The organism is Rhizobium sp. 01T437, from assembly GCF_056398505.1.
In genome coordinates this window covers 36786-60232 of record NZ_JBFTPM010000015.1, presented here as the reverse complement: position 1 = coordinate 60232, position 23447 = coordinate 36786, and the positions used below count along the sequence as shown (strand labels likewise).

General features: G+C 59.1%; 21 protein-coding genes and 1 pseudogene. 14 read left to right on the top strand and 8 right to left on the bottom strand.

From position 1 onward, the window contains the following. Positions 1 to 304 precede the first annotated feature (304 nt). The 7 genes and pseudogenes from AC1DM5_RS26215 (at position 305) to AC1DM5_RS26185 (ending at position 7746) form a co-directional block, all read left to right on the top strand. A complete protein-coding gene (locus tag AC1DM5_RS26215) occupies positions 305 to 2041 on the top strand; it encodes a ShlB/FhaC/HecB family hemolysin secretion/activation protein (RefSeq protein ID WP_477820693.1) in 1737 nt (578 codons plus the stop codon). A 130-nt stretch (positions 2042 to 2171) separates the two neighbouring features. Then, positions 2172 to 2912, top strand: coding sequence for a flavin reductase family protein (locus AC1DM5_RS26210; RefSeq protein WP_477820692.1), 741 nt, complete (start codon positions 2172 to 2174; stop codon positions 2910 to 2912). 211 nt (positions 2913 to 3123) lie between these two features. After that, positions 3124 to 3378 (top strand): annotated as a pseudogene (locus AC1DM5_RS26205) (mandelate racemase/muconate lactonizing enzyme family protein); the annotation flags it as partial. A 191-nt stretch (positions 3379 to 3569) separates the two neighbouring features. After that, positions 3570 to 4445 carry a carbohydrate ABC transporter permease gene (locus tag AC1DM5_RS26200; RefSeq protein WP_037108821.1) on the top strand — a complete coding sequence of 292 codons (876 nt, stop codon included), beginning with the start codon at positions 3570 to 3572 and terminating at the stop codon, positions 4443 to 4445. Next, positions 4442 to 5350 (top strand): ABC transporter permease subunit, encoded by a 909-nt coding sequence (locus AC1DM5_RS26195; protein ID WP_025670029.1) that lies wholly within the window; start codon positions 4442 to 4444, stop codon positions 5348 to 5350. Before AC1DM5_RS26200 ends, AC1DM5_RS26195 begins: the two co-directional genes overlap by 4 nt. Positions 5351 to 5354: 4 nt before the next feature. Beyond that, positions 5355 to 6458, top strand: a complete 1104-nt coding sequence (locus tag AC1DM5_RS26190; protein WP_477820691.1) for an ABC transporter ATP-binding protein — start codon at positions 5355 to 5357, stop codon at positions 6456 to 6458. Positions 6459 to 6498: 40 nt separating this feature from the next. Further along, complete coding sequence (locus tag AC1DM5_RS26185; RefSeq protein ID WP_477820690.1) at positions 6499 to 7746, top strand: ABC transporter substrate-binding protein; 1248 nt, start codon at positions 6499 to 6501, stop codon at positions 7744 to 7746. 79 nt (positions 7747 to 7825) lie between these two features. On the opposite strand, the gene AC1DM5_RS26180 is transcribed toward AC1DM5_RS26185, so the two are convergent. Both AC1DM5_RS26180 and AC1DM5_RS26175 read right to left on the bottom strand, forming a co-directional pair. Beyond that, positions 7826 to 8269: a VOC family protein gene (locus tag AC1DM5_RS26180; RefSeq protein ID WP_477820689.1), complete on the bottom strand. Its 444-nt coding sequence runs from the start codon at positions 8267 to 8269 to the stop codon at positions 7826 to 7828. Between the two features lie 3 nt (positions 8270 to 8272). Next, positions 8273 to 8707: a VOC family protein gene (locus tag AC1DM5_RS26175; protein WP_477820688.1), complete on the bottom strand. Its 435-nt coding sequence runs from the start codon at positions 8705 to 8707 to the stop codon at positions 8273 to 8275. Positions 8708 to 8965: 258 nt separating this feature from the next. Between AC1DM5_RS26175 and AC1DM5_RS26170 the strand changes: the two genes are divergently transcribed. Then, entirely contained in the window at positions 8966 to 9778 is an 813-nt protein-coding gene (locus AC1DM5_RS26170; RefSeq protein ID WP_477820687.1) for an IclR family transcriptional regulator, read from the top strand. 133 nt (positions 9779 to 9911) lie between these two features. Here the strand turns inward: AC1DM5_RS26170 and AC1DM5_RS26165 are convergent, their stop codons facing one another. From AC1DM5_RS26165 to AC1DM5_RS26155, 3 genes are all read right to left on the bottom strand, one after another. Beyond that, positions 9912 to 11036, bottom strand: a complete 1125-nt coding sequence (locus AC1DM5_RS26165; protein ID WP_477820686.1) for a Gfo/Idh/MocA family protein — start codon at positions 11034 to 11036, stop codon at positions 9912 to 9914. A 9-nt stretch (positions 11037 to 11045) separates the two neighbouring features. Continuing rightward, positions 11046 to 11975 (bottom strand): sugar phosphate isomerase/epimerase family protein, encoded by a 930-nt coding sequence (locus tag AC1DM5_RS26160; RefSeq protein ID WP_477820685.1) that lies wholly within the window; start codon positions 11973 to 11975, stop codon positions 11046 to 11048. Between the two features lie 208 nt (positions 11976 to 12183). Beyond that, the gene (locus AC1DM5_RS26155; RefSeq protein WP_477820684.1) at positions 12184 to 13242 is read right to left on the bottom strand and encodes a substrate-binding domain-containing protein; all 1059 of its coding nucleotides are present in this window, start codon (positions 13240 to 13242) and stop codon (positions 12184 to 12186) included. Positions 13243 to 13468: 226 nt separating this feature from the next. On the opposite strand from AC1DM5_RS26155, the gene AC1DM5_RS26150 reads away from it, so the two are divergent. The 6 genes from AC1DM5_RS26150 (at position 13469) to AC1DM5_RS26125 (ending at position 20807) form a co-directional block, all read left to right on the top strand. Further along, on the top strand, positions 13469 to 14398 hold the full coding sequence (locus AC1DM5_RS26150) for an aldo/keto reductase (protein ID WP_477820683.1): 930 nt from the start codon (positions 13469 to 13471) through the stop codon (positions 14396 to 14398). A gap of 349 nt (positions 14399 to 14747) precedes the next feature. After that, positions 14748 to 15494, top strand: coding sequence for a histidine phosphatase family protein (locus AC1DM5_RS26145; protein ID WP_477820682.1), 747 nt, complete (start codon positions 14748 to 14750; stop codon positions 15492 to 15494). Between the two features lie 163 nt (positions 15495 to 15657). Then, positions 15658 to 16356 (top strand): GntR family transcriptional regulator, encoded by a 699-nt coding sequence (locus tag AC1DM5_RS26140; RefSeq protein ID WP_477975984.1) that lies wholly within the window; start codon positions 15658 to 15660, stop codon positions 16354 to 16356. A gap of 436 nt (positions 16357 to 16792) precedes the next feature. After that, positions 16793 to 17992, top strand: a complete 1200-nt coding sequence (locus AC1DM5_RS26135; RefSeq protein WP_477820680.1) for an amidohydrolase family protein — start codon at positions 16793 to 16795, stop codon at positions 17990 to 17992. Beyond that, a complete protein-coding gene (locus AC1DM5_RS26130; RefSeq protein WP_477975982.1) occupies positions 17992 to 19566 on the top strand; it encodes a gamma-glutamyltransferase family protein in 1575 nt (524 codons plus the stop codon). The genes AC1DM5_RS26135 and AC1DM5_RS26130 overlap by 1 nt, the downstream gene beginning before the upstream one ends. Next, entirely contained in the window at positions 19563 to 20807 is a 1245-nt protein-coding gene (locus AC1DM5_RS26125; RefSeq protein ID WP_477820678.1) for an amidohydrolase family protein, read from the top strand. The genes AC1DM5_RS26130 and AC1DM5_RS26125 overlap by 4 nt, the downstream gene beginning before the upstream one ends. Before the next feature lie 52 nt (positions 20808 to 20859). Here the strand turns inward: AC1DM5_RS26125 and AC1DM5_RS26120 are convergent, their stop codons facing one another. From AC1DM5_RS26120 to AC1DM5_RS26110, 3 genes are read right to left on the bottom strand one after another with little or no spacing between them, the layout of a single operon-like run. Continuing rightward, positions 20860 to 21603: a tyrosine-protein phosphatase gene (locus AC1DM5_RS26120; RefSeq protein WP_477820677.1), complete on the bottom strand. Its 744-nt coding sequence runs from the start codon at positions 21601 to 21603 to the stop codon at positions 20860 to 20862. A 2-nt stretch (positions 21604 to 21605) separates the two neighbouring features. Beyond that, a complete protein-coding gene (locus tag AC1DM5_RS26115; RefSeq protein WP_477820676.1) occupies positions 21606 to 22466 on the bottom strand; it encodes a carbohydrate ABC transporter permease in 861 nt (286 codons plus the stop codon). Beyond that, complete coding sequence (locus AC1DM5_RS26110; protein WP_477820675.1) at positions 22456 to 23409, bottom strand: carbohydrate ABC transporter permease; 954 nt, start codon at positions 23407 to 23409, stop codon at positions 22456 to 22458. Before AC1DM5_RS26110 ends, AC1DM5_RS26115 begins: the two co-directional genes overlap by 11 nt. Between the last annotated feature and the right edge of the window lie 38 nt (positions 23410 to 23447).

Below are 23447 nucleotides of genomic sequence, written 5' to 3'. Positions count from 1 at the left end.
TACCATGGGCTGGAAAATGCTCGCTTGGCGAGCGCTTCCGGTATTTGCGAAGATAAGACGGTGAGGCATGGAATTGCGTTATTGCGTGAAAGGGATGGCCCTTCTGGGTGCTGCTGCGGCGCTCTGGTCGGCTGGACCAGTCGTGATGCGGGGACCAAGTGCAGTTGCTGCGGAGCCTCCTTTCCAATCGACACGTTTCGATGATTGGCACTATCGCTGCGGCGACGCGGATGCAGGCAACGACAAGAGCCTAACCAAGGCTCTGGCCGAACTTCAAAAACCGTCCAGGACGTAGAAGCGCATCATGCGAAGCATTCCCCTGATGTCGTGGCTCGCGGTTTTCGCCATAGCAAACTTCACTGCGGCCAAAGGTTTTGCCCAATCGGCCGAACCGCCGAGATCGCCTGCAGACGAGTTCATGCGCCGGCAGACCGACCTGAAACGTGCGCAGCGGCTCAATGCCCTCCAGGCTGCCACGCCTGAGGATTCCGTGGCAGAAGCACCGCCGCAGGTCGATAAGAGTGAGGGACCGTGCTTCGGCATTTCGCATGTCGAGGTGCAAGGCGTTACACTGCTGCCGCAGACAGCACTCGCGCCAGTTCTCGAACGCTATAAAAGCAGCTGCATAGGCCTTGCCGACATCAACACCCTGCTGAAGGGCTTGACCTTTCTCTATGTAGACAAGGGCTACATCACCTCACGCTTCTATGTTCCCGAGCAGGACATCGCCGCGACGAAGACACTGCGTCTTGTCGCAACGGAAGGATCGCTTTCGGATATCTACCTGAATGGCAAGCCGGTCATCGCCGGTAGTGTGCTGGCCACAGCCTTTCCGGGAATGCAAGGCAGGCCGGTCAATATTCGGGACGTCGAACAAGGCCTTGATCAGATCAACCGGCTCTCCTCCAACAACGCAAAGACAGCGATGTTGCCGGGTGCACATCCGGGCGAGTCAATCCTCAACGTCGAGAACAAGCCGGACAAGCCGTGGCATCTCTCGGCCGCAAACAACAATCTCGGTCAGGCTTCGACGGGCTATTCCCAAACGTCGCTGTCATTCGGCATGGACGATCTGTTCGACCTGAACGACCTTCTCTCGCTTTCCTATCAGCACACAGGACCGGACTATCCCTGGCCGAATGACGGGGTGGGCCGAAGCAACAGCATTTCGGGCTCATTCAGCGTGCCTTACGGCTATTGGACGCTGAGCTTAAACGGCTCCTGGTATCGCTACAGCAGCACGATTCCCGGCAACTTCACTGATATCGAAACTTCGGGCGATTCAGGCCAGTTCGGTTTCAGCCTTGATCGCGTGTTGCTGCGCGATGAGGACTCCATCACGACGCTGAATACCGCTCTCAACTACAAACAGACCGATAATTTCCTGATGGGCAGCCGCATCGAGGTCGGCAGCCGACAATATAGCGTTGGCAGTCTCGGCATCTCCCATTCGCGCCGGATGCTCGGTGGGGTCTGGGTTTTCGATCTCGGCTATAGCCAAGGGCTTGATATCTTCGACGCGGTCAAGCGTGGCGAGCCGGCAGCCGCTGATGCCGAGCCGGAATTTTCAAAATTTTCCGCTACGCTCAATGTCACGACACCCTTCGAAATCTCCGACCAGCACTTGCAGTATGCTACTGTTATCAACGGGCAATATTCGCCGGACAATCTGTTCGGGGCCGAGCAAATCTCTCTTGGCGGCTACAGCAACATACGCGGTACTCGCGACAGCGTGCTGTTTGGCAATAATGGCGTCTTCATGCGCAACGAGATCGTCTGGCGCACGCAGCCATGGGCAAGCAGCCCTTTGCTCGCAAACAGGCTGGGCGAATTGCGGCCCTATGCCGGGATCGATTACGGCCATGTTTTCGGGCAGGAGCGCTTCAGCATCGAAAGCGGCGACATCGCCAGCTGGACGGTCGGAAGTCGTCTGGCAGGCGGAACGATCAACGCTGATCTCGGCTATTCGCACATCTTCAGAAGCACGGCGGATACCAGCATGAGAGATCTATTCTTTGTGAGCGCTGCGCTGGCATTCTAACACAGTGTCACGGCGCGACCTCATCGAGCTCGCCCAATATCCCAACGACCGGCAGCGAAAATGCCTCCGCTGCAAAGCCCCGGTCGAAGTGTTCGTGGCACATTTGCGCGAGAGAGCCTGATCCCCTACCTTGCAAACCGGCTATGATGCACTGCGATCAGATTCTCCAAGCGTCATCAGGAAATTACGCACTTTCGCAGCGCCTCACTTCGTTTTAAGGCGCGGAGATTACCCGGGACTGCAACTTCACCACTGTGGGCTTCAAATGAACGAGCACATGAAGGCTGTTGAACTCAAAAAGGCCTTTCGCCTGATCAACCACGGGCCAACGATCCTGGTTTCGGCGCGCCGCGACGGCATCGACAACGTCATGGCTGCCGCATGGTGCTGCGGGCTCGACATCGATCCGCCGAAGCTCACCGTCGTCGTCGACAAGATAGCCCAAACGCGCACGCTGATCGAGGCGAGCGGATGTTTCGTCATACAGGTGCCAACGGTTGCCCAGCTGTCGCTGACGCGCGAGGTCGGGAACCGCAGCCTGTTTGAGGAGCCGGACAAGCTGCAGAAGTCGGGGGTTTCTATTTTCGACGTGCCGGGACAGGACCTGCCCTTCGTGGAAGGCTGCTCGGCCTGGCTCGCCTGCAAACTGATCAACGAGCCTCATATCCAGCATGCCTACGACCTGTTCATCGGTGAAGTAACGGCGGCATGGGCAGATGATCGTGTGTTCCGCGATGGACACTGGCACTTTGAAACGGCCGGCCCTGAATGGCGCAGTCTGCACCACGTCGCGGGTGGCCATTTCTATGCGATTGGCGAAGCGCTTTCGGTTGAAGCCAAACCTGTCGAGCGCGCGCAATCCTCACTCTGAGCGGAAGGCCAATTTAGCCCTTGGTCGCCCCTGCCGTCAGCCCGCCGACGAAAAGGTTCTGGAAGAAGAGAAACAGGAGAGCGATCGGCACCGTCATCACCATGGAGGCGGCCATGACCGCTCCCCAATCGGTGTTGAACTCGGTCGAGAATTCCGCAAGCCCGATCGGCAGGGTCTTGATCGAGGAATCCGTCGCAAAGCAGAGCGCGCGCACGGCACAGCGAACGGGCTGCTTGGCCTCGGTGCGCTCATCCGGGTCTGCGCCACCCTCCCCCGTAACTTCATCGCCTTCGAATATACGACCGGCGATCCGGACTGGTGGTACGACATCGTCGAAGGGCTACCGCAGGCGATCGTCAAGGATGGCTTTGTCGATGTGATCGAAAGGCCGGGCATAGGCGTCGACCTCGTGCCCGAACGGGCAAGACAGTATCACGCGGAAGACGACCAGACGTTCTTCGATTGATCGGCGGTCCGAGAGCCCTCACCCTTCCAACTTCAGCGCGAACAATACCGAAGGGCGCAGCCAATTGTTATTTGACATCGCGATTTTTTGAATCCTATAGTTGATCCGTTATGAACTGGATATAGTTCATATAGAAACAGGATGGCGGCGATCCGGAGGAGCGGAGCGCTGTCGACCTGAGGAGGAGGCTCATGGGAATCCGATGGAGCCGCGTCATTCCGCATCTGGCCGTTGCGCCTGCTGCGCTGTTGACGCTTGTCTTTTTCATTGGGGCGATAGGCTGGACAGTCTATCTCTCCTTCACGGCATCTAGACGCTTTCCCGACTATGAACTGGTTGGCTGGAAGCAGTATTGGCGGCTGTTTCACGATCCGTCCTGGACCCTGTCGCTGCAGAACCTCGTCATCTTTGCCATCGGCAGTCTGCTGTCGATCGTGATGGGCTTTATTCTCGCGGCCTTGATCGACAAGGAGGTGCATGGCGAAGGCATCTTCCGCACGGTTTTTCTCTATCCGCTTGCGGTCTCGCTGATCGTCACCGGGCTCGTCTGGCGCTGGCTCTTCAATCCGGGCCTCGGCGTCGAAAATGTTCTGCATTCGATGGGCTGGGAGAGCGCCTCCTTCAACTGGCTTGCGAGCCAGGACACCGTCATGTTCGGGGTCATTCTGGCGGCGGTCTGGCAATCGACCGGCTTCTTCATGGCGCTGATGCTATCAGGCCTGAAGTCGATCAATACCGAGATCTGGCAGGCCGCGCGCCTCGATGGCGTGCCCTTCTGGCGACTATATATCGAGGTCATCATTCCGATGATGAAACTCACCTTCCTGACCTGCATCATCCTGCTCTGCATCGGCGTAGTGAAGGCCTATGACATCATTGTCGCCATGACCAATGGCGGGCCAGGCGGCGCATCGGTCATGCCGGCCTATTTTGTCATCGATGCCTATTGGCAGAAACAGAATCTCGGCTTCGCCTCGGCGGGTGCCACCGTCATGCTTTTGACGACGCTCGTTCTCTTCCTGCCCCTCGTCATCATCACCGCGATCCGGCAAAGGAGGGACGCATGACGGCGATATCAGCCACATCGCAACCCGGCCGCGTGACGAAAGTGCGCCGGCGCCCGCTGATCCGGCCAAGCCGGGTGGTGATCTTCGTCTTCCTGCTGATGGCAGCCGCCTTCTTCGCGGTTCCGCTCTATGTCGTCGTCGTCACGTCCTTCAAGACGATGGATCAGATCCGCGAGGGACAGATTTTCTCGCTACCCTCGCCCTGGACGGTCGATGCCTGGTCCTATGCGTGGATGCAGGCCTGTTCCGGCATGAACTGCAACGGCGTGCGCGTCGGCTTCGTCAACTCGCTTTATATCCTCGCCCCCAGTCTGGTTCTGACGATCTCGCTGTCGATCGTCACCGGCTACGGTCTGGCGCTCTGGAACATCAAATGGGCGAACGGTTTCCTGTTCGTGCTTTTCATCTGCGCCTTCGTGCCGTTCCAGATCATCATGTATCCGCTGATCAAGATCACCGGCTCACTGCATATCTACGGCACGACATTCGGCATCGCTGTCATTCACAGCGTCTTGTCGATGCCTTTCCTCACATTGATCTTCCGCAATTATTTCAAGGGTATGCCACCGCAGATCATCGCCGCGGCGATGATCGATTCCGGCTCCTTCTGGCGGATCTTCTTCGAGATCGTCCTGCCGATGTCGGGCAATATCATGATCGTCGTGCTGATCCTGATGATCACGGGCATCTGGAACGACTTTCTGGTCGGCCTGACCTTCGGCGCGCAGGACACGCAGCCGATGACGGTCGTGCTCAATAACATCACGGTTACGACGACCGGCGCCAAGAATTATGCGGTCGATATGGCTTCGGCTCTGCTCACCGCGTTGCCGCCGCTGGTCATTTACTTCGTTCTCGGCAGATTTTTTGTGCAGGGCATCACTGCCGGCGCCATCAAGGGATAGAGGCATGCCTTCCATCGCATTCAACAATATCGTCAAGAAGTTCGGTGCGCTGACGGTTATCGAGAACCTGAACCTCAGCGTTGGCGATGGCGAGTTTCTGGTGCTGCTCGGACCTTCCGGCTGCGGCAAGACAACGCTTCTCAATCTTCTGGCCGGGCTGCTCGAAATCGACGACGGGGAAATCCTGATCGATGAGCGGGATGTGAGCTATCTCGATCCCAAGGATCGGGGCCTCGCCATGGTTTTCCAGTCCTATGCGCTTTATCCGACCAAGACCGTGCGCGGGAACATGAATTTCGGGCTGTCTTCCCGCGGCATTTCGCGGGAGGAGGCGAACAGGCGAATCGCCTGGGCGGCCAAGCTTCTGCAGATCGAGCACCTGCTCGACCGCAAGCCCTCGCAGCTTTCCGGCGGTCAGCGCCAGCGCGTCGCGATTGGCCGCGCGCTGGTCAAGCAATATGGCGTCTGCCTGTTCGACGAGCCGCTTTCGAACCTCGATGCCAAGCTGCGCAACGAGATGCGCATGGAGATCAAGAAGCTCCATAACCAGCTCAAGAATACCGTCGTCTACGTGACCCACGACCAGGTCGAGGCCATGACCATGGCGACCAAGATCGCCGTGATGAACAAGGGTGTCATCCAGCAATTCGGCACGCCCGATGAAATCTACAACGAGCCGGCCAATCTCTTCGTCGCCGATTTCGTCGGCTCCCCGGCCATGAACGTGCTCGACTGCACCGTCAGACGCGACGGTGGCGATCTTGTTGCCGTGGATGAGAAGGATGGCATTCGCATCAATCTCGGTGACTACAAGTGGAAGGCGAAGGCTGCCGAAGACAAGCCCGTCAAGATCGGCTTCCGGGCGGAGGAGCTTCTGGTCGAGGAGCGCCACGATGCCGGAAATACCGTGCGCTTCGATTGCCCGGTCGAATATTTTGAGAAATCCGGACCTGACGCTTTCGCCTTCCTGACCATGTCGGGAAAGAGCATCGCCGTGCGTATCGATGGGCGAGATGCCAACCGCTATCGCGGCCAGCCGGCTCTGCCCGTTTATCTGCCGCTGACCAAACTCAATGTCTTCGATGCGCCGACCGGCCAGCGCCTGTGATCAGAAAGATCTGACGAGATTACAAAGGGAGGAATGTTGCATGACGAAATGGAAATCGCTGAAGAGACTATCGCTCCTGCTTGCCGCGACCACACTTGCCGCCAACGCATGGGCAGATGAAGTCGTCGTCTATCACACTTGGTCCAAGCCATCCGAGATCGCCGCACTCGGCGTTCTCCGCGATGCCTGGGCAAAAGACGGTCACCAGTGGAAAGATCTGTCAATCGCCCATGATTCCGGCGCCAATGTCAGCCTGATGAACATGATCACCGGTGGCAATCCGCCCGCGATCTTCATGAATTCTGATCCCGGCATCTATCGCGATCTGAACAAGCAGGGCCTCGGCGTGCCGCTCACCAAGCTGTTCGACAGCATCGGCGCCACGAAGAACTTCCCGCCCTCGGTTCTCAAGAACATTACGGTCGACGGCGAGATCATGAAGGCGCCGGCAACGGTGCATATCGACGGGATGGTTTACTACAACAAACATGTCGCCGAAGCCGCAGGCGTCGACCCGAAGTCCTGGAAGTCGCTCGACGACCTCTTCGCTGCCTTCGACAAGGTAAAGGCCGCCGGCTACATCCCGATCGCCCAGGGCGGCGATCAGTTCCAGAAGGCCTATCTGCTGCAGGCCCTGATCGCCTCGGAAGAAGGTCCTGACATCTACAATCGGTTCTATGGTGAAAAGCCCGACCGTACCGTGATCGACACGCCGGAAATGCGGGCGGCGCTGAAACGCTTCCGCCAGATCGCCGACCACACCGATCCAGGTTCCCCGAACCGCCAATGGAACGATACGACCAATCTCGTTATTACGGGCAAGGCCCTGCTGCAGATCCACGGCGACTGGATGAAGGGCGAGTTCATGGCGGCGCAGAAGAAGCTCGGCGAGGATTTCGACTGCATCAATATCCCGGGAACCAAGGCCGTCGTCGTCACCGTCGATTCCTGGGGCTTCCTCAACACCAACAATGCTGACACTGCAAAAGCCCAGGAAGACTTCGCCAAGCTCGATGTCGATCCGAAGCTCAATGCCGATTTCGTCTTGAAGAAAGGCGCAAGCCCGGTTCGCACAGACGCCGATGCGACGAACCTTGATGCCTGCAACAAGCTCGTCCTGGAGACGCTGAAGGATCCGACAAAGCAGGTTTCCAACCCCTTCAATATGGCGGATGCTGACTGGTATCGCACCATCTGGCAGGAAGCCGACAAATATTGGAGCGATCCGAAGCGGACAGATGACGAGTTCGTGCAGGCGATGCAGGACGCCTACGACCAGATCTTCTGACATCCCACAACGAAAGAACCCGCCAGGTGACTGCCGGGTTCTTTCTCGTTATTTGCAACCGTCGCAGAATACAGTCCGTTCAGACTGATTCTTTATGCAGTCTCTTGATGGCCTGCAGCTGAATGCAATCCGGCGCCATCTCCATGACCTCGATCTGCGTGCCATCGGGATCCTCGATCCATGCGCCGCGATTACCGTCGATGCCGATCTTGGTCGGCCTTGGCTTGCTGGGCTGGATGCCGACTTTCGCAAGCTCTTCGAACGTCTTGTCGATATCTTCGACGGTGAGGCAGATATGGAAGATGCCGATAACATCAGGGCCGGATTCCGGCCTCTTCACGCCCTTCGGGAAAAGCTCGAGGTATTGATCATCGTTGATGCGCAGATAGACGATCCACGCCTCGCCCTGATCGTTGAGCAGACGCGTCATCTCGCGAAAGCCGAGCTTCTGATAGAACGCCAAGGACTTGTCCAGGTCATTGACGCGCAATGCGATATGGCCGAGATGTTTGAAAAGATCCATGACTCAGCCTCGCCCGTTGATGCGGCGAACGGCTGCTGTCTGCATAGCGTCGGCGCCAAGCTGCATCAGCTCGATGCGGTTGCCTTCCGGATCGGCGATCCAGGCCTGATAGTTGTTGTCTACGCCGAGCTTCTTTTCAGCCGTCAGGACAACACCGCGGCTGGTGATGTCAGCGATCGCCTCGTCGATATTCTCGACCTCAAGACAAAGATGGTTATAGCCGACATTGGCAAAAGGCGGCGCGGTGTCACCGACACCTTCCGGAAACAGCTCGATGAACTGCGTGTCGGTGATCCTGAGATAAACGATCCACAGGCGGCCGTCGCGCTCCAGCCGGAACATTTCGTCGAAGCCGAGCTTGTTGACATAGAAGTCGAGCGAGCTGTCGATGTTCTTCACACTGACGGCCACGTGTCCGATCGATTTCACACTCTTCATTGCATCCTCCTCCGTCTTTCCGTTTCACCGCGCGTACTGGCGCAGCCACTCGCCGAACCTCCCGATCCGGCATCTTTTCGGAACGCCGCGTGCGGAATAAATCGACGTGACGTTTCTTATTTGAACTGATATAAGTTCACGTAAGAATTTATCGGCATTCGCGTGCCGGAGTCAATCGAAAGGAGCCGCGATTGCGTGAACTCCACGCATTGCTTATGGAAGGCGAAGCATCGCCTGATGGGCCTGGCAGGATTTTCAATGACCGACATTAGTGAAGACGCCGCGCAGAAATATCGTATCCCCGTCATCGAACAGATGGTGGAGGTGTTCGCGCTTCTGGAACGCACGCCAGAAGGCGCGACGATCCGCGACGTGGTCAAAGCGGTACGGCTGTCACGCACCACCGTCTACCGCATGCTCAACACGCTGAGCGCCTACGATTTCGTGCATCGCTCGCCAGCGGGAAGCTATACGCTCGGCCGCCGCCTCCTGACACTTGCGGCCCATGTCGCGCCGACCGTTGCGAGTTACGACCTGCTGGCGATCGCGCAGCCGCATCTGAACAAGATCTCCGAGCTTCTGGGTGAAGGCAGCAAGCTGACGGTACCGTCAGGCGACAATATTCTGGTTGTCGCCTCGGCGCAGGGGCATGGCCAATATGCGCTATCGGCGACGGCCGGCCAGCGCCTGCCGTTTCATGCCGGTGCGGCCGGCAAGATCCTGCTCGCCTTTTCACTGCAGGAGGACATCGAGCGGCGTCTGACCAAGCTCGAGCGCTTCACCAACCAGACGATTACCGATCCCAAGCAGATGCTTGAAGAGCTTGCGCAGATCCGCAAGCAGAATTGGGCGCGGGACATGGGCGAGCAGATGTCCGGCGTTCACGCAATCGCAGCGCCGGTCAGGGATCATCAAGACACCGTCATTGCAGCCGTCAGCGTTCCTTTCGTTACAGGCGTCGACGAAAAGCGCGTGGCAGACATCAAACAGGCGGTGATCGCGGCAGCGCAATCGATCACCAACGACATCCGATCCGCAACGCCCGCGGCGCCAGCGGCGGGTTGCCACTGAGAAGCCTGCATCAAAACACGCATCTCAGAAGACGGTGGCAAAGCCGAAACAGCGATAGACGTCTGGCAGCCTAAGACCTCTTCCCCTCGGCGGACGGTGCATTCGCGCATCGCCCGACCGGCCGGGAGGAGCTTTACGTGAACTTGCCTTCCTTCAAATACTTCGGGATCGGATCTGGGCGGCCGCAGCTGCTGCGGATGGCAACCGGGCGTTTCGATTGGGCAGACCGTTCAAAGGCGGTCATCACTTCAAGCGCGTGGAAGGCGAGTTCCGACGAGACGCGATGCGGCCTGCCGGAACGCAGTGAATCGACCATCTCGGCAGCACCAAGCCCTCTCAGGCCGAGATGACCGGGAACGCCTTCGACATAGGGATGGTCGACCGCCACCTCCTCCCAGGCCTCATCACCCTCGGTGAAGATCTCGACCTTGCCAGTGAAGTTGTTCGGGTCCGGCGTTACCATCGAGCCCTTGGAACCGTAGATTTCGATCTGGTTGTGCTTGTGTTTGATAACGTCAAAGCTTGTGGCGATCGTCACCGTCGCGCCACTATGGAACTCCATGACGCCGGTCAGATGCGTCGGCGTCAGCACCTTGATCGTCTCGCCGAAACGCGGCTGCGTCTTCACGGTCCGCTCTATGCGGGTGACCTTGGCAGCGCCGAAGACTTCGCGAACCGGCCCGAGAAGAGCAATCAGATTGGTGACATAATAGGGGCCGACGTCGAGCATCGGCCCGCCGCCGCGTCCGTAGAAGAAGGCCGGATTGGGATGCCAATGCTCGTGACCAGGCAGAAGCAGCATGGCGGTTGCGGAAATCGCCGTGCCGATGCGGCCTTCATCGTAGAGACGCCGCGTCAGCTGATGACCGCCGCCAAGGAAAGTATCGGGCGCGCAGCCGAGCCGCAGATCGCCAGCGCGGGCAAGGGCCATCAGTTCCTCGGCTTCTTCCATGGAAACCCCCAGCGGCTTTTCGGAGTAGACGTGTTTGCCGGCAAGCAGCGCCTTCTTGCTGATCGAATAGTGAGCGGTCGGCGTGGTCAAGTTGATGATGAGGCCGATTTCGGGGTCGGCGAGCATCGAATCCAGCGACACCGACTGGACGCCAAACTGCTCGGCAAGCTTACGCGCAGGCTCTTGGTAGAGATCGTAGATCGACTTCACGCGAATGAAATCAAACATATGCAGCGTCGCGACATAGGTGGCGCTGATATTCCCGGCACCGACGATGCCGACTTTCATGGGGCTGTTCCCGCTCATTTTTGTTCCTCAGGCGATGATGATGTCGAGTTCTGCAGCGCAGTCGCGCAGGTAGCGGATGCCGCGTTTCATTTCGGAATCGAATTCCGGCGTGGCTTCCCGGAAATGGGTCCAGTGTGATGCGCCCGGTGCATCCTCGAGCTCCAGGGTGATCGGCCCGGAATAACCGATCGTTCGCAAGGCTGCGAAAATCGCCTTCCAGTCGATCTTGCCGCGGCCGGGGCGCCAGTGGGCATTGGTGTGCCCTTCATTGTCGGAGAAATGCGTGTTGTAGATCCGGTCTCCGAGCGACAGCACCACGTAATGCGGCATGTCGCCGGCAGGAAAGAGATGACTTGGATCGAAATTGAGCCCCAGGTTGGGAGCGCCCGTGCGCTCGATCAACCGCAGCATTCCCTGACCTGAACTGACCCAGCGATAGGGATGCGGCTCGATGGCGACACGCAGCCCGGCATCAGCGGCAATGGCGCAGGCTGCCGCGAAACCTTCGACGACGACCTCATATTCCTCTGCCCAATCCCATTCGGGCTTCACGACAGCCGACCATTCCTGGGCCGTCGGCCGCTGCAGGATCGGCCTGATATCCGATTGGAAAGGATAAGGCGTCATGCTTGTCATGATCGGCGTGCCGATCTTTGCCGCCAGCTCGACGCCGCGTTTATAGGCATCCAGGTCTACGCGTGAAACCGGCGCGCCGTCTCCACGCGAAAACGGCAGATTGTAGAAGAAGTTGGTCAGCGTCAGCCCTTCACCATCAGCGATCGACTTGAGTTCGCGGATCGTCTCGTCGGTGTAATAGCCGAGCATGTCGACCGACCATGCAGTCAGCTCGAAACCTTTGCAACCGGTGGCCGCCAGCCGGCGCAGAGGCGCCGCATAAGGCGGATTCCAGTTGAACGTCCAAATTGGCGAACCGAAAAAAAGTGCTTGAGCACCCACGCCGTCCTCCCATCATTGTCGTAGCGTCTTTGTCTTCCCTTGGGAGCGCTCCAACCCGCCCAAAAGTTAATTCGTAACGTTACGAATGCATGGCAATGCCGATACTGTCAACGTCCTCCTCCATGGAACTTTTACCGCATTGCGGTAGGAAAAGATGAATTCGTAACGTTACAAATGACTTGAGCTGCGCAAGATTTCTGAGGGATTTTTAGCGGAGGCTGAATTCGCTGCGGCGTTCGACGAAACTGGCGCGGACTATCTCGATCAGGCCGGATGCCGGCTCGCCCTGCATCGACCTGTAGAGGAGATCGCTCAGACGCTGTCCGATGACGAAATTCGGAAAATAATAGGTGCTGAGCGGCGGATTGTAGAAATCGTGGAGACGACTGCCGGAATAGGTCAGGATGGAAAAATCCTCGCCGACCTTTCGCCCAAAATCGGCCAGAGCGGAGACGAAGCCGAGAGCTGCCTCGTCGCTTGCCACGAAGGCGCTCGTGACATCAGGATATTTGGCAAGCGCATCCACGGCAATCTTCTTGCCGCTATCAGGCGTGGTTGCGGTGAAGAACATCCGCTCGTCAGGAACAGTCAGGTTCCTACGGTTGAACTCAGCTGTCCAGCCCTTGATGAATTGCAGGCTGTAAGTGAACTGACTGGAGGGCGCGACCAGCAGCGGCGCCTTGTGTCCGGCGTCGAGCAGCCGCGCCGCCGCAGCCGCGCCGATCTCCTCGTGGTCGATATCGATGCTCGGATGTTTGCTGAGCAGCTCGGTGCGGCCGAAGGTGACGAAGGGCATGCCGACTTCCAGCAGATATTTCACCCGATCGTCCTGAGGCCTCGTATGAGTAAGGATGAGACCATCGACGGTCCCCTCCTCGACAAGATCCCGGACGGTTGTCAGCGGGTCGTCAGCCTGAAACTGAGGGGCGACCGTCGTGCGGTAGCCATGTTGTTTCATTGCGCCGCAGAAGCCCTCGATCAGTGAGGCTACCACGATATTCATCTCGCCCTCCCGATGGAACGGCATGATGACGCCGACGGCATGTGTCTTGCCTGTTCTCAGATTGATGCCGCCGAGGTTCGGTCGGTAACCGAGATCGGACGCGGCTTTTTTGACGAGGTCGATCGTCTCCCGGTTGACCTCGGGGCCATCCTTCAAGGCGCGGCTGACGGTCGTGACGGAAAGGCCGAGCGACTTCGCCACAGTGCGCAATGTCACCCGTTGTGCAGCCCGGCGGGATGCCGCCAGTTTTGCTTGATCCGCCACGCAGATTTCCTCCAATTCGACAGCCGATGTCCTTGCTGGACCACGGCGATCTCTAGCCTATCATGGGAGTTTCGTCCAAAGGGAGCGGCGGAATCCGAAGCCGACATCTGCGAATTCCCGACGCCATCGATCGTTGACAGCAACAGCTCCGGCTAGCCACGCGGCCGCCGTTCCCGTAATAAGCGGATAACCATTTAGTTATTTCGCAACCCCTGAGGTATTCATCATGAAATTCTATAGTCTTCCGCAGACAGACCTCGACGTGTCGAGCATCATCCTCGGAATGATGCGGATCGCCAATATGAGCAATGGCGAAATCCAGCAGCTGGTCGGCGGCGCACGCGATGCCGGCGTGACTTTTATCGACCACGCGGACATTTATGGCGGTGCTCCGCATCGCTGCGAGGCTCGTTTCGGCGAGGCGATTTCCCTCACCGCCGCCGAACGCGAGAAGCTTGTCATCCAGAGCAAGGTCGGCATTCGCAAGGGATTTTTCGATTTCTCTGCCGAGCATATTCTGGCCTCGGTGGATCAGTCGCTCGCAGCGTTAAAGACTGACTATATGGACGTGCTTCTGCTGCATCGCCCAGACACGCTTGTCGAACCCGAGGAAGTTGCAGCAGCCTTCGATACGCTCAAATCTGCCGGCAAGGTCCGCCATTTCGGCGTTTCCAACCATACACCTGGCCAGGTCGAACTACTCAAGACCGCGGTCACGCAACCGCTCATCGTCAATCAGGTGCAGCTGAGCATCACCCATGCGCCGCTGATCGCATCGGGCGTTGCCGCCAATATGGCCGGGCTTGATCAATCGATCGATCGCGATAACGGCCTGCTCGATTATTCCCGCATCAACGGCATGATGCTACAGGCCTGGTCGCCGTTCCAGAAGGGCTTCTTCGACGGTGTCTTCCTCGGCGACCGTGAAAATTTCGGCGATTTGAACGACGCCATCGACGAACTCGCGAAGGCCTATGGCGTCACGCCGACGGGTATTGCGGTTGCGTGGATCACCCGTCATCCGGCAAAAATCCAGGTCGTGCTCGGCACCACGAAGCCGGAACGTGTCGTCGAAGCCGCGGCCGGCTCCTCTGTCTCACTGACCCGCGAGGAATGGTATCGGCTGTTCCGAGCTGCAGGACATACTCTGCCCTAACCTGCCCCGAAGATGCGGCCGCCCGTCATTCGGGTGGCCAATCCGAAGCGCCGTGGCTCATATCACAAGCGACATCTTCGCATGTTCGCTCGGCGGGCAACCAACCCTCTGGCTGAATGCGGTGCTGAACGTACCGGCAGAACGATAACCGACCTTCCCCGGCGGATCTCCTCGCGGTCGATCCCAGCGTCCGAATGCTTAACTCCACAGACCAGCGTTTTCGGTTAGCATGCGCGGCCGCCCATTCGGCCGGCGTTTGGGGGCGACCCCGCTGTCCAACGCTTCCCGGCCATTGCACACCGCCCTCACGCCCGTCATGATGCCTCATCCTCAGCATATACGGGCAGCCATGCGCATCTTTCTCGTTCGACACGGCGAATCTCTCGGCAACATTAGCGAGAACGCCTACCGGCAGTTCGGCGATCACAATGTTCCGCTGACGGAATGGGGTTACCGGCAGGCGCTGGCAGCGGGGCGCAGCATCGCCTCCTATCTTGCAGCGCTACCTGGCGCTACGCGAAAGGCGGCCATCTGGCATTCGCCATATCTGCGGACGCGCCAGACGAAGGACGCGATCATCGAGGCCTCGCCCGCGGGCGCCATCGGCGATGTGCATGAGGATTATCTGCTGCGGGAACAGGATTTCGGCCTGTTTACCGAGATCTACGACCGGGCCGAGCAGCGGCGCAAATTTCCGGAGGAATTTGAGAAATGGGCGCGCCTTCGCAACAATAGCGGCAAGTTCTATGCCCGCCCGCCTGATGGAGAGAGCCGGGCCGACGTTGCCCAGCGGGTGCGGCTGTTTCTGCAAACTGTTATGCATGACATCGGCAGCGGCAACGACACCGTGATCATCGTCGGCCACGGTGTCACCAACCGTGCCTTCGAGATGAATTTCCTGCATCACAGCGTCGAATGGTTCGAGCGCTCCGATAATCCAGGCAATGCCGATGTGACTCTGATCCACGGCACGCGTGTGGAAGGCTATCGCTCGATGCTTCTGCACAAGGCCGACGACCGCGATCCATCCGAGGCGACCGAAATGCGCGACGCCTACGGTTCGCAGCTGACGATCGCACCGAAGACCAGTATCTAGGGTCTATAGGCAGCGAGATTTAAGCCTTCAAAAGAGGGTAACTTTCTATCATCTGATCCAGAATATCTTAGCGTGGCATCAACGGATTCGCATCACAAGTATCGCCTTGTTGTATCGCTGATGGCGCTATAATGTATGCAGAACCAACCGAGCCTTTGAAATCATGTCATCTAATTCCGACCGGGTGGATATCGCCCATCGCACACTTCGGCAGGCCATCATCGAGCAGGCGCTGAAAGCCGGCACCAAGCTTCCCGAAGACGAGATCGGCCGGCATTTTTCGATGAGCCGCACTCTGGTCCGCACGGTGCTGGCCAAGTTGCAGGCCCAGGGGCTGGTCGACACCTACCACAAGCGCACGGCCACTGTGGCCCAGCCGAGCCTTGATGAGGCGCGTGATGCTTTTGCCATCCGCCGCGCACTTGAGCGCGAAATGACGAAGGCTGTCATCAAGCGCTGGAACCCCGCCATCGAAAAACTGTTGCTAGAACATGTGCAGGAAGAGGAAGCCGCTCACGCCAARGGAGATGTGCGCCTGTCGACCCGTCTGGCGGGTGAATTCCACCTGAAGCTTGCTGAATTGTCCGGCAATGCGCTCCTCGAACGCTACCTCTCCGAACTCGTCTCCCGCTGCTCGCTCATCCTTGCCATGTATAGCCGGCCGCATTCGAGCGAATGCGCGATCAGCGAACATTCGGGCCTCATCAACGCATTGAAAAAGGGCGACCAGGCTGCGGCGGAACATCTGATGGACGAACATCTATTGTCAGTTGAAAGCCGCGCTCTGATCGAAGATGATCTTGCCGCAGAGCCCGATATTGGTTCGATCCTGTCGCGATTTTCCGCCCGCGCAGCGGGCTGATCTGCCGGTTTTTCAATCGCGTATACAAGATTCTGACTATTATGTAGGCGTGATCTGCTTCCCACATTTTCCGGGTCAGTAGCCACGTTTTCCGGTGAGGCCGTTCATTGCTGTTTTTCACTCAACGAATTCGCGTGCTTAGTCTCTCATGGATTTGAATTCGCCATTTTCGATACATTCTGGCATCCATATTGCATACCTAATTCTCAATATCACGTAGACTGGATTTTGCTCATGTCGCATACCGCGTCATCATTACCGGAATACCGTCTGGAGCTGCGAGGCATCCGCCTATCCGGGCGTCATCGCTAATAATGGGATCGACCTCAGCGCGTATAAGGTACGCTGCCGCAGAACTGATCCTCCATCGCTGGAGAATAGCCGGACCCTGCATCGGGCGGGGTATGGCCGATAATGGAAGGGAAAGGAAACATCAGTGAGTGCAGTGGAAACAGTCTTCACCAACGCAAGGCTTGCCGACGGTTCGCTGAAAAATATCGTGGTGCGGGACGGCCGGATCGCGGCGATAGAGCCGGCAAGCTCCAGCGAAGGCGCGAAAGATGTCGTCGATATCGGCGGAGCGCTCCTCGTGCCGAGCTTCGTCGAGGGGCACATTCATCTCGACACGAGCTTCTATGGAGACAAATGGATCCCGCACAAACCGTGCACCAATGGTTTCGACGTGCATGAGCGCGTCGCCTTTCAGGCTGAGAATATGGCTGCCGCAGCGCCCATGGACGAGCGTGCCCGCAACCAGCTCGACCTTTGCATTTCGAACGGCGCCTTGCAGATGCGCAGCCACGTGATGGTCGATGGATCGGTAGGCCTGAAGTCGCTCGAAACCATCCTGAAAGTACGCGAGGAATACGCTGACATCATCGACATTCAGCTCGTTGCCTTCCCGCAAAGCGGTATCCTGAAAAGCCCCGGTACGCCGGAACTGATGGACGAGGCGATCGCAATGGGCGCCGATCTCGTCGGCGGCCTCGATCCGCTCTCCTTCGACCGCGATATCAAGGGTCATCTCGACGTGGTCTTCGGCATTGCCGAAAAGCGTGGCGTTGATGTCGACATCCATCTTCATGACGCCGGCACACTCGGCGCCATGACGATCGAGGAGATCTGTGCTCGCACGACTGCGCTTGGTATGCAGGGGCATGTCGCCGTCAGCCATGCCTATGGCCTCGGCGATCTCGCGCCTGATGCAGCCAAGAAGATCGCTGCCCTGATCGCCAGAAGCGGCGTCTCGATCATGACCAATGCGCCCGGCAACCACAATTTCCCTCCGGTCGCACTGCTGCGCGCCGCCGGCGTCACCGTCTTCAGYGGCAGCGACAATATCCGCGATTCCTGGTGGCCCTTCGGGGATGGCGACATGCTGCGCCGCGCAGAGATTATCGCCTACCGCTCCGGCTTCTACACCGATGCGGAACTCAGCGCCGCCTTCGACGTGGTGACATCAGGCGGCGCCAAGGCACTACGGCTGGAAGGCTACGGGATTGTTGTCGGCGCAAAGGCCGATTTCGTCACTCTTGCAGCGGATCATGTGCCGGAGGCCGTCGTCGCCATTCCCAAGCCACGCCGCGTCTTCAAGGAAGGCCACCTCGTTGCCGAAAACGGCTCCGTGATACGCTGATGTCCTCTCCCGTCACTCAGACTACTCGGGCTGACACGTCGTCCCACAGCGCCATGATTGTGACGCCGCATTGGCTTGCCAGCGAGGCAGGCGCGAAGGTGCTGCGGCGCGGAGGAAATGCCATCGAAGCACTGGTTGCCGCCGGCGCTGTACTTGCGGTCACCTACCCGCACTTCTGCGGGCTTGGCGGCGATGGCGTCTGGCTGGTCGCGGACAAGACGGGAAAGGCACAGACCTTCCTGGGCATCGGTCAGGCGGCGGGCGTCATTCCGGATGGAGACATCCCACTTCGCGGTGCCCGCTCCACGCTGACGAGCGCCTGCCTCGTCGATAGCTGGGAGAAAGTGCTTGCCCATTCTGTGGCCGAATGGACGGGGTCGGAGAGCTTACCAAGCCTGCTCGACGATGCGATCGCTCTGGCGGACGACGGCTTTGAGGTCAGCCGATCGCATGCCTTCTGGTACGAATTCCGCCGGAGTGAACTCGGGAGCTGGCCGGGCTTCACGAACCTCTTCCGATCAACAGGCATTCAGCGGCAGCCGGAGCTTGGCAAGACGCTTGCCGCTATTGCCCGCAATGGCACCCGTGAATTCTATGAGGGCGCGCTTGCCCGGCGGATCGCCGTTGGGCTTGCAGAAGCCGGCTCGCCGCTTTCGGCCGCCGATCTCGCTGCAACACGAACCGATATCGCGACCCCGCTCCGGCAGACCTATCGCGACACAACCCTACTCGCACCGCCTCCCCCAACCCAGGGAATAACGACGCTCGGTATCATGGGTGTGCTCAATCATTTGCCGATGACGGATTTCTCTCCCGATAGCGCGGGCTTCTACCACAGGCTTGTCGAGGCGGTGAAACAAGCCTTCCTCGACCGGCACGCGATCGCCGATCCCCGCTTCGCAGCCGATGTTTCACAGGAACTGCTCGATCCGGTGCGGCTCGCAGCAAAGGCGGCAGCAATCGATCCCAGCCGCGCATTAGCATGGCCACAGCCCTATCGGCATGGTGACACGGCCCTGCTCGCCGCTGTCGATAGCAAGGGGCGCTGCGCATCGCTGTTGCAAAGCCTCTACTTTGACTGGGGCAGTGGCGTCGTGGTCGGCGATACCGGTATACTCTGGCAGAACAGGGGAGCGGCCTTCAGCACCGACCCCGCCAGCCCCAATATCATCCGTCCCGGCAAGCGCCCGTTCTACACGCTCAATCCCGGCCTGGCGCTCAAGAACGGTCGACCGCATCTCGTCTACGGCACGCAAGGAGCCGATGGACAGCCACAGACTCTGTCGCTGCTTCTCAGCCTGCTGATCGACCATGGGCTCGATCCGGCTGCCGCGCTATCCCGCCCGCGCTTTTTGCTCGGCCGCACCTTCTCCGATAGCCGGGATAGCCTGAAGATCGAGGAGAATGCCGGCCCGGAAATTGTGACCGCGCTCGCCGCCATGGGCCATGAGATATCGACGATCGACAGCTTCAGCCCGCTCGGCGGCCAGGCCGGCGTGATCCGCATCGGGCTAGATGGGATGATTGACGGCGCTCACGATCCGCGCAGCGACGGAGGCGCTATCTCGCTGTGACGATCACCAACCAATTGTTCGATCTCGTTATCCGCAACATCCGCATTGAAGAAAATGGCGCTCTCGTCGACATAGCCGTGCGAAAGGGCCGGATCGCTGACATCGGATCCGATATACGGTGCGAGGCCATAGAAAGCGTCGATGGCGAGGGCGCCTTCGCCTTTGGTGGATTTGTGGACAAGCACATACATCTGGACAAGGCCTGCATTCTCGACCGCTGCACGATTTGCGAAGGCACGCTTGCCGAGGCGGTGCGGGAAACGGCTGAAGCCAAGGCGGGCTTTGAGGGAGAGGATGTCTATGCCCGGGCCGCACGCGTCGTCGAGAAGGCGATTTCGCACGGTACCACGTGGATGCGGACCTTTGTTGAGATCGACCCCCGCGCCGGTTTCCGTTCCTTCGAGGCGATCAAGCGCATCCGCGCGGATTATGCCTTCGCAGTCGATATCGAGATCTGCGCCTTCGCCCAGGAGGGGTTGACGAACGAGCCCGAGACATCAGGCATGCTTGACGACGCCCTTTCCAATGGTGCGGATCTGGTTGGCGGCTGTCCCTATACGGACCCCGATCCCAACAGGCATATCGAAATGATATTCGCGCTGGCACAAAAACATGACGTGCCGGTCGATTTCCATCTCGATTTCAGCCTCGATCCTCACCGAACCGATCTGCCGGCGGTGATCGAGGCCACGCTTCGCCACGGCTGGCAGGGTCGTGTGGCGATCGGCCACGTCACCAATCTCTCTGCCATGTCACAAGCAGAGGTCGTCACCATCGCCGAGAGGCTGGCTGAAGCCGGCATTGCAATTTCCGTTCTGCCGTCCACCGATCTGTTCCTGAACGGGCGCGGTCATGACCGGCTGGTGCCACGCGGCGTTGCGCCCGCTCATCTGCTGGCGGGCCGTGGTGTCGCCACCTCCATTGCAACGAACAACGTCCTCAATCCCTTCACTCCCTATGGCGATGCCTCGCTGATCCGCATGGCCAATCTCTTTGCCAATGTCGCCCAGCTCTCGCGGGATGAGGACATGGCGCTGGTTTTCGACATGGTGACAGAAGTGGCGGCACGCCAGCTCGGCGGGGTCAGACGGTTGCAAGTGGGCGCCGAGGCAACGATCGTGCTGCTCGATACTCCTGGCCCGTGTGCGGCGGTACGCGAGATCGCCCGCGTCATTGCCGGCTGGAAGGGCGGACGCAGGAGTTTCGATAATGGCAGACCACGTCTTTATCGACCGGGCTGACGACGCCCTATCTAAACAGGCTGTCATCTCGCTCGACTCGTCAGAGCAAGGCTCAATCGCACAGCCGCTGTCTAAGGCTGGTGATTTCCGCTTCGCCCAAGCCTATCTGCGTGAGATAGGAGCCAACGCGGCCATAATGCCCGGCAAGGTACCCGAGTGCCCGGGCCATGCTCTGCGGTGCCGAGGCGAGTATCAGGTCTGCAAGGTCCGAAGGTACGCCGCGTGCGATCGCCCGTGCCCGGAAGTCGGTAAGCAAGGGCGCGAATATCGAACCGGTCAGCGTATAATCTTCGATGATCGTCGCTTCATCGACGCCGGCGTGCGCCAGCATCAGAGCGGCGATAATGCCGGTACGATCCTTGCCGGCCGTGCAATGGAAGAGAACGATCCCATCGGGTGCGTGTGCAATCGTCGTCAGCACCTTGGCGATCGCCGGCTGGCAATTGTCGAGGGCATGACAGTAACGGTCGCCCATGTCGAAATCGGTCGCGTCCGCTGCCATCAATTCGACCGGCGCTAGGGCCGAAAACAACGAGACGTTTTCGTAGCGAACGCGCGCATCGTTCAAGAACGGATTGGCTTCGCGTGCGAGTTCCTGAGGATTGCGCAGGTCGATCACCGTCGTGACCCCGTGGGCGATCAGTGCCTCGATGTCGGCCTCACTGAGCGCATGCAGGGCGTCGCCGCGCAGGACCGAGCGCCAGCGCGTCTGCCTGTCATTGCCGGTCGGATAGCCGCCAAGGTCGCGCACGTTATGGGCGCCTTCCAGCGCGATAAGTCTCTGATGATTTTGCATGATCAGCGGATTCCGGATTTCATGAAGGATTCGATGACGTGGCGCTGGAGCACGAGATAAATCAGCAGGATCGGCAGACTGGCGAGTGCCGCCGCCGCCATCAGCGGCCCCCAGAGGTTGCCCTCCTGGGTCATGAACATCTGCAGGCCGATCTGCACGACCGAGTTCTCGGGTTTTCGCGACAGGAGCAGCGGCCAGAAATATTCGTTCCAGGCGGAAATGAAGGCGATGATCGACAAGGAGGCGATGGGCGCGCCCATGTTGGGCGTGACGATCTGCCAGAGGATGCGGAAACTGCGCGCCCCATCCATGCGGGCAGCCTCCAGCACCTCGGTCGGGAAAGCCCGCATCGCATGATAGAGGAGAAGGATCGCGAAAGCGTGGGCGGCATTCGGCACCACCAAACCCGTCAACGTGTCGAGCAGACCAAGCCTGGAGGCAAGCACGTAGTTCGGGATCATCGTGACCTGGAAAGGTACGAGCCAGGAGAGCGCAATCAGACCATGGACGACAGACGATAGCCGCATGCGCCAGCGCACCAGCGCGTAGGCGGCAAACATGCCCGTGGTGACCTGCAGTAGGGCGGTCGCCGCTGATACGGTCGTCGTGTTGAAGAGCATCTGCAGCATCGGCACGCGCGTCAACACGAAGAGGTAGTTGTCGAAGCTCGGATCGGATGGCCAGAGTGCGGTGGAGAAGGTCTCGTTCTCCGGCCGCAGCGACGTGACGATCATCCAGTAGATCGGAAAGATCGAAACGAAGGAGAGCGCGATCATGACAGCGTGCACGCCGAATTTGCGCACCAATCCGCGGGACGGCGCCGATCGGCTCGGCCTATGATCGTCGAGGCTATCAGTTGTCATAGAAGGCAAACCTCTTGGTCAACCACATGCACAGCGCAGCAAGCACCGCGAACCCGGCAAAAGCGATCATACCGGCGGCCGAGCTCCAGCCAGCCGAAAGCGTCTGGAAGCCGTATTCCCAGAGCAGGTAGAAGATGTTGGTGGTGGACTTCAGCGGGCCGCCATTGGTCAGCACATTGATATAGGCAAAGCTCCACTGCGCGCCGAAAAGCACCGTCATCATCGACAGAAGCAGGATCGTCGGCGAGAGCAGCGGCAGCCTGATATCGCGAATGATGCGCCAGCGGCTGGCCCCGTCAATACGCGCCGCCTCGATATAGGACGGGTTGATACCCGCATTGGCGGCAGAAAAGAGCAGCGTTGAGAAGCCGATCAACTTCCAACCGGTGATCCAGGTCAGTGTCGGCAGGGCATAGGCGGGATCGGTCAGAAAGCCTATGCGGCCGAGCCCGAGGCCCTCAAGGGAAAGCGTTATAAGCCCTTGATCCTCGTTCAGCAGCCAGCGCCACAGGATAGCCGCGACGACGGGAGCAATGATCATCGGCACGAAAATCATAGACCGGTAGATCGTCCGGGCGCGGCCGCCGAGATCCTGCGTCCAGATCGCCACGAAAAGCGGAATGATCACCGACATCGGAAATAGGCCGATCGTGTAATAGAGCGTGTTCCAGAGAGCGTTGCGCATTTCCGGTAACACCAGCAGCCGCTGGTAATTGGTCAGCCCGACAAAGCGTTGCGGCGACGTCGGCAGCATGTTCCACTGATAGAAAGACAGGCGGAACGTCTCGGCAAGCGGGATGTAGGTCCAGATCATCAGCAGGATGAGCGCAGGCGCCAGATAGAGCCAAGGCGCAATGGTAAACCGTTCGCGGGTAATCTCCGATCGCACCGAAGTCGTTTTCGCTGCGGCGGGGCCGGCCACCTCTGCCTGGATATCTGTCATTGGTGAAAGCTCCGATCGACTGTCGGTGAAGGGCGGCC

Excerpts from the sequence above, each read along its gene's own strand:
- AC1DM5_RS26215 (WP_477820693.1), top strand. The coding sequence starts at position 305 with ATGCGAAGCATTCCCCTGATGTCGTGGCTCGCGGTTTTCGCCATAGCA.
- AC1DM5_RS26200 (WP_037108821.1), top strand. The coding sequence starts at position 3,570 with ATGGGAATCCGATGGAGCCGCGTCATTCCGCATCTGGCCGTTGCGCCT.
- AC1DM5_RS26195 (WP_025670029.1), top strand. The coding sequence starts at position 4,442 with ATGACGGCGATATCAGCCACATCGCAACCCGGCCGCGTGACGAAAGTG.
- AC1DM5_RS26190 (WP_477820691.1), top strand. The coding sequence starts at position 5,355 with ATGCCTTCCATCGCATTCAACAATATCGTCAAGAAGTTCGGTGCGCTG.
- AC1DM5_RS26185 (WP_477820690.1), top strand. The coding sequence starts at position 6,499 with ATGACGAAATGGAAATCGCTGAAGAGACTATCGCTCCTGCTTGCCGCG.
- AC1DM5_RS26180 (WP_477820689.1), bottom strand. The coding sequence starts at position 8,269 with ATGGATCTTTTCAAACATCTCGGCCATATCGCATTGCGCGTCAATGAC.
- AC1DM5_RS26175 (WP_477820688.1), bottom strand. The coding sequence starts at position 8,707 with ATGAAGAGTGTGAAATCGATCGGACACGTGGCCGTCAGTGTGAAGAAC.
- AC1DM5_RS26170 (WP_477820687.1), top strand. The coding sequence starts at position 8,966 with ATGACCGACATTAGTGAAGACGCCGCGCAGAAATATCGTATCCCCGTC.
- AC1DM5_RS26165 (WP_477820686.1), bottom strand. The coding sequence starts at position 11,036 with ATGAGCGGGAACAGCCCCATGAAAGTCGGCATCGTCGGTGCCGGGAAT.
- AC1DM5_RS26150 (WP_477820683.1), top strand. The coding sequence starts at position 13,469 with ATGAAATTCTATAGTCTTCCGCAGACAGACCTCGACGTGTCGAGCATC.
- AC1DM5_RS26145 (WP_477820682.1), top strand. The coding sequence starts at position 14,748 with ATGCGCATCTTTCTCGTTCGACACGGCGAATCTCTCGGCAACATTAGC.
- AC1DM5_RS26130 (WP_477975982.1), top strand. The coding sequence starts at position 17,992 with ATGTCCTCTCCCGTCACTCAGACTACTCGGGCTGACACGTCGTCCCAC.
- AC1DM5_RS26120 (WP_477820677.1), bottom strand. The coding sequence starts at position 21,603 with ATGCAAAATCATCAGAGACTTATCGCGCTGGAAGGCGCCCATAACGTG.
- AC1DM5_RS26115 (WP_477820676.1), bottom strand. The coding sequence starts at position 22,466 with ATGACAACTGATAGCCTCGACGATCATAGGCCGAGCCGATCGGCGCCG.
- AC1DM5_RS26110 (WP_477820675.1), bottom strand. The coding sequence starts at position 23,409 with ATGACAGATATCCAGGCAGAGGTGGCCGGCCCCGCCGCAGCGAAAACG.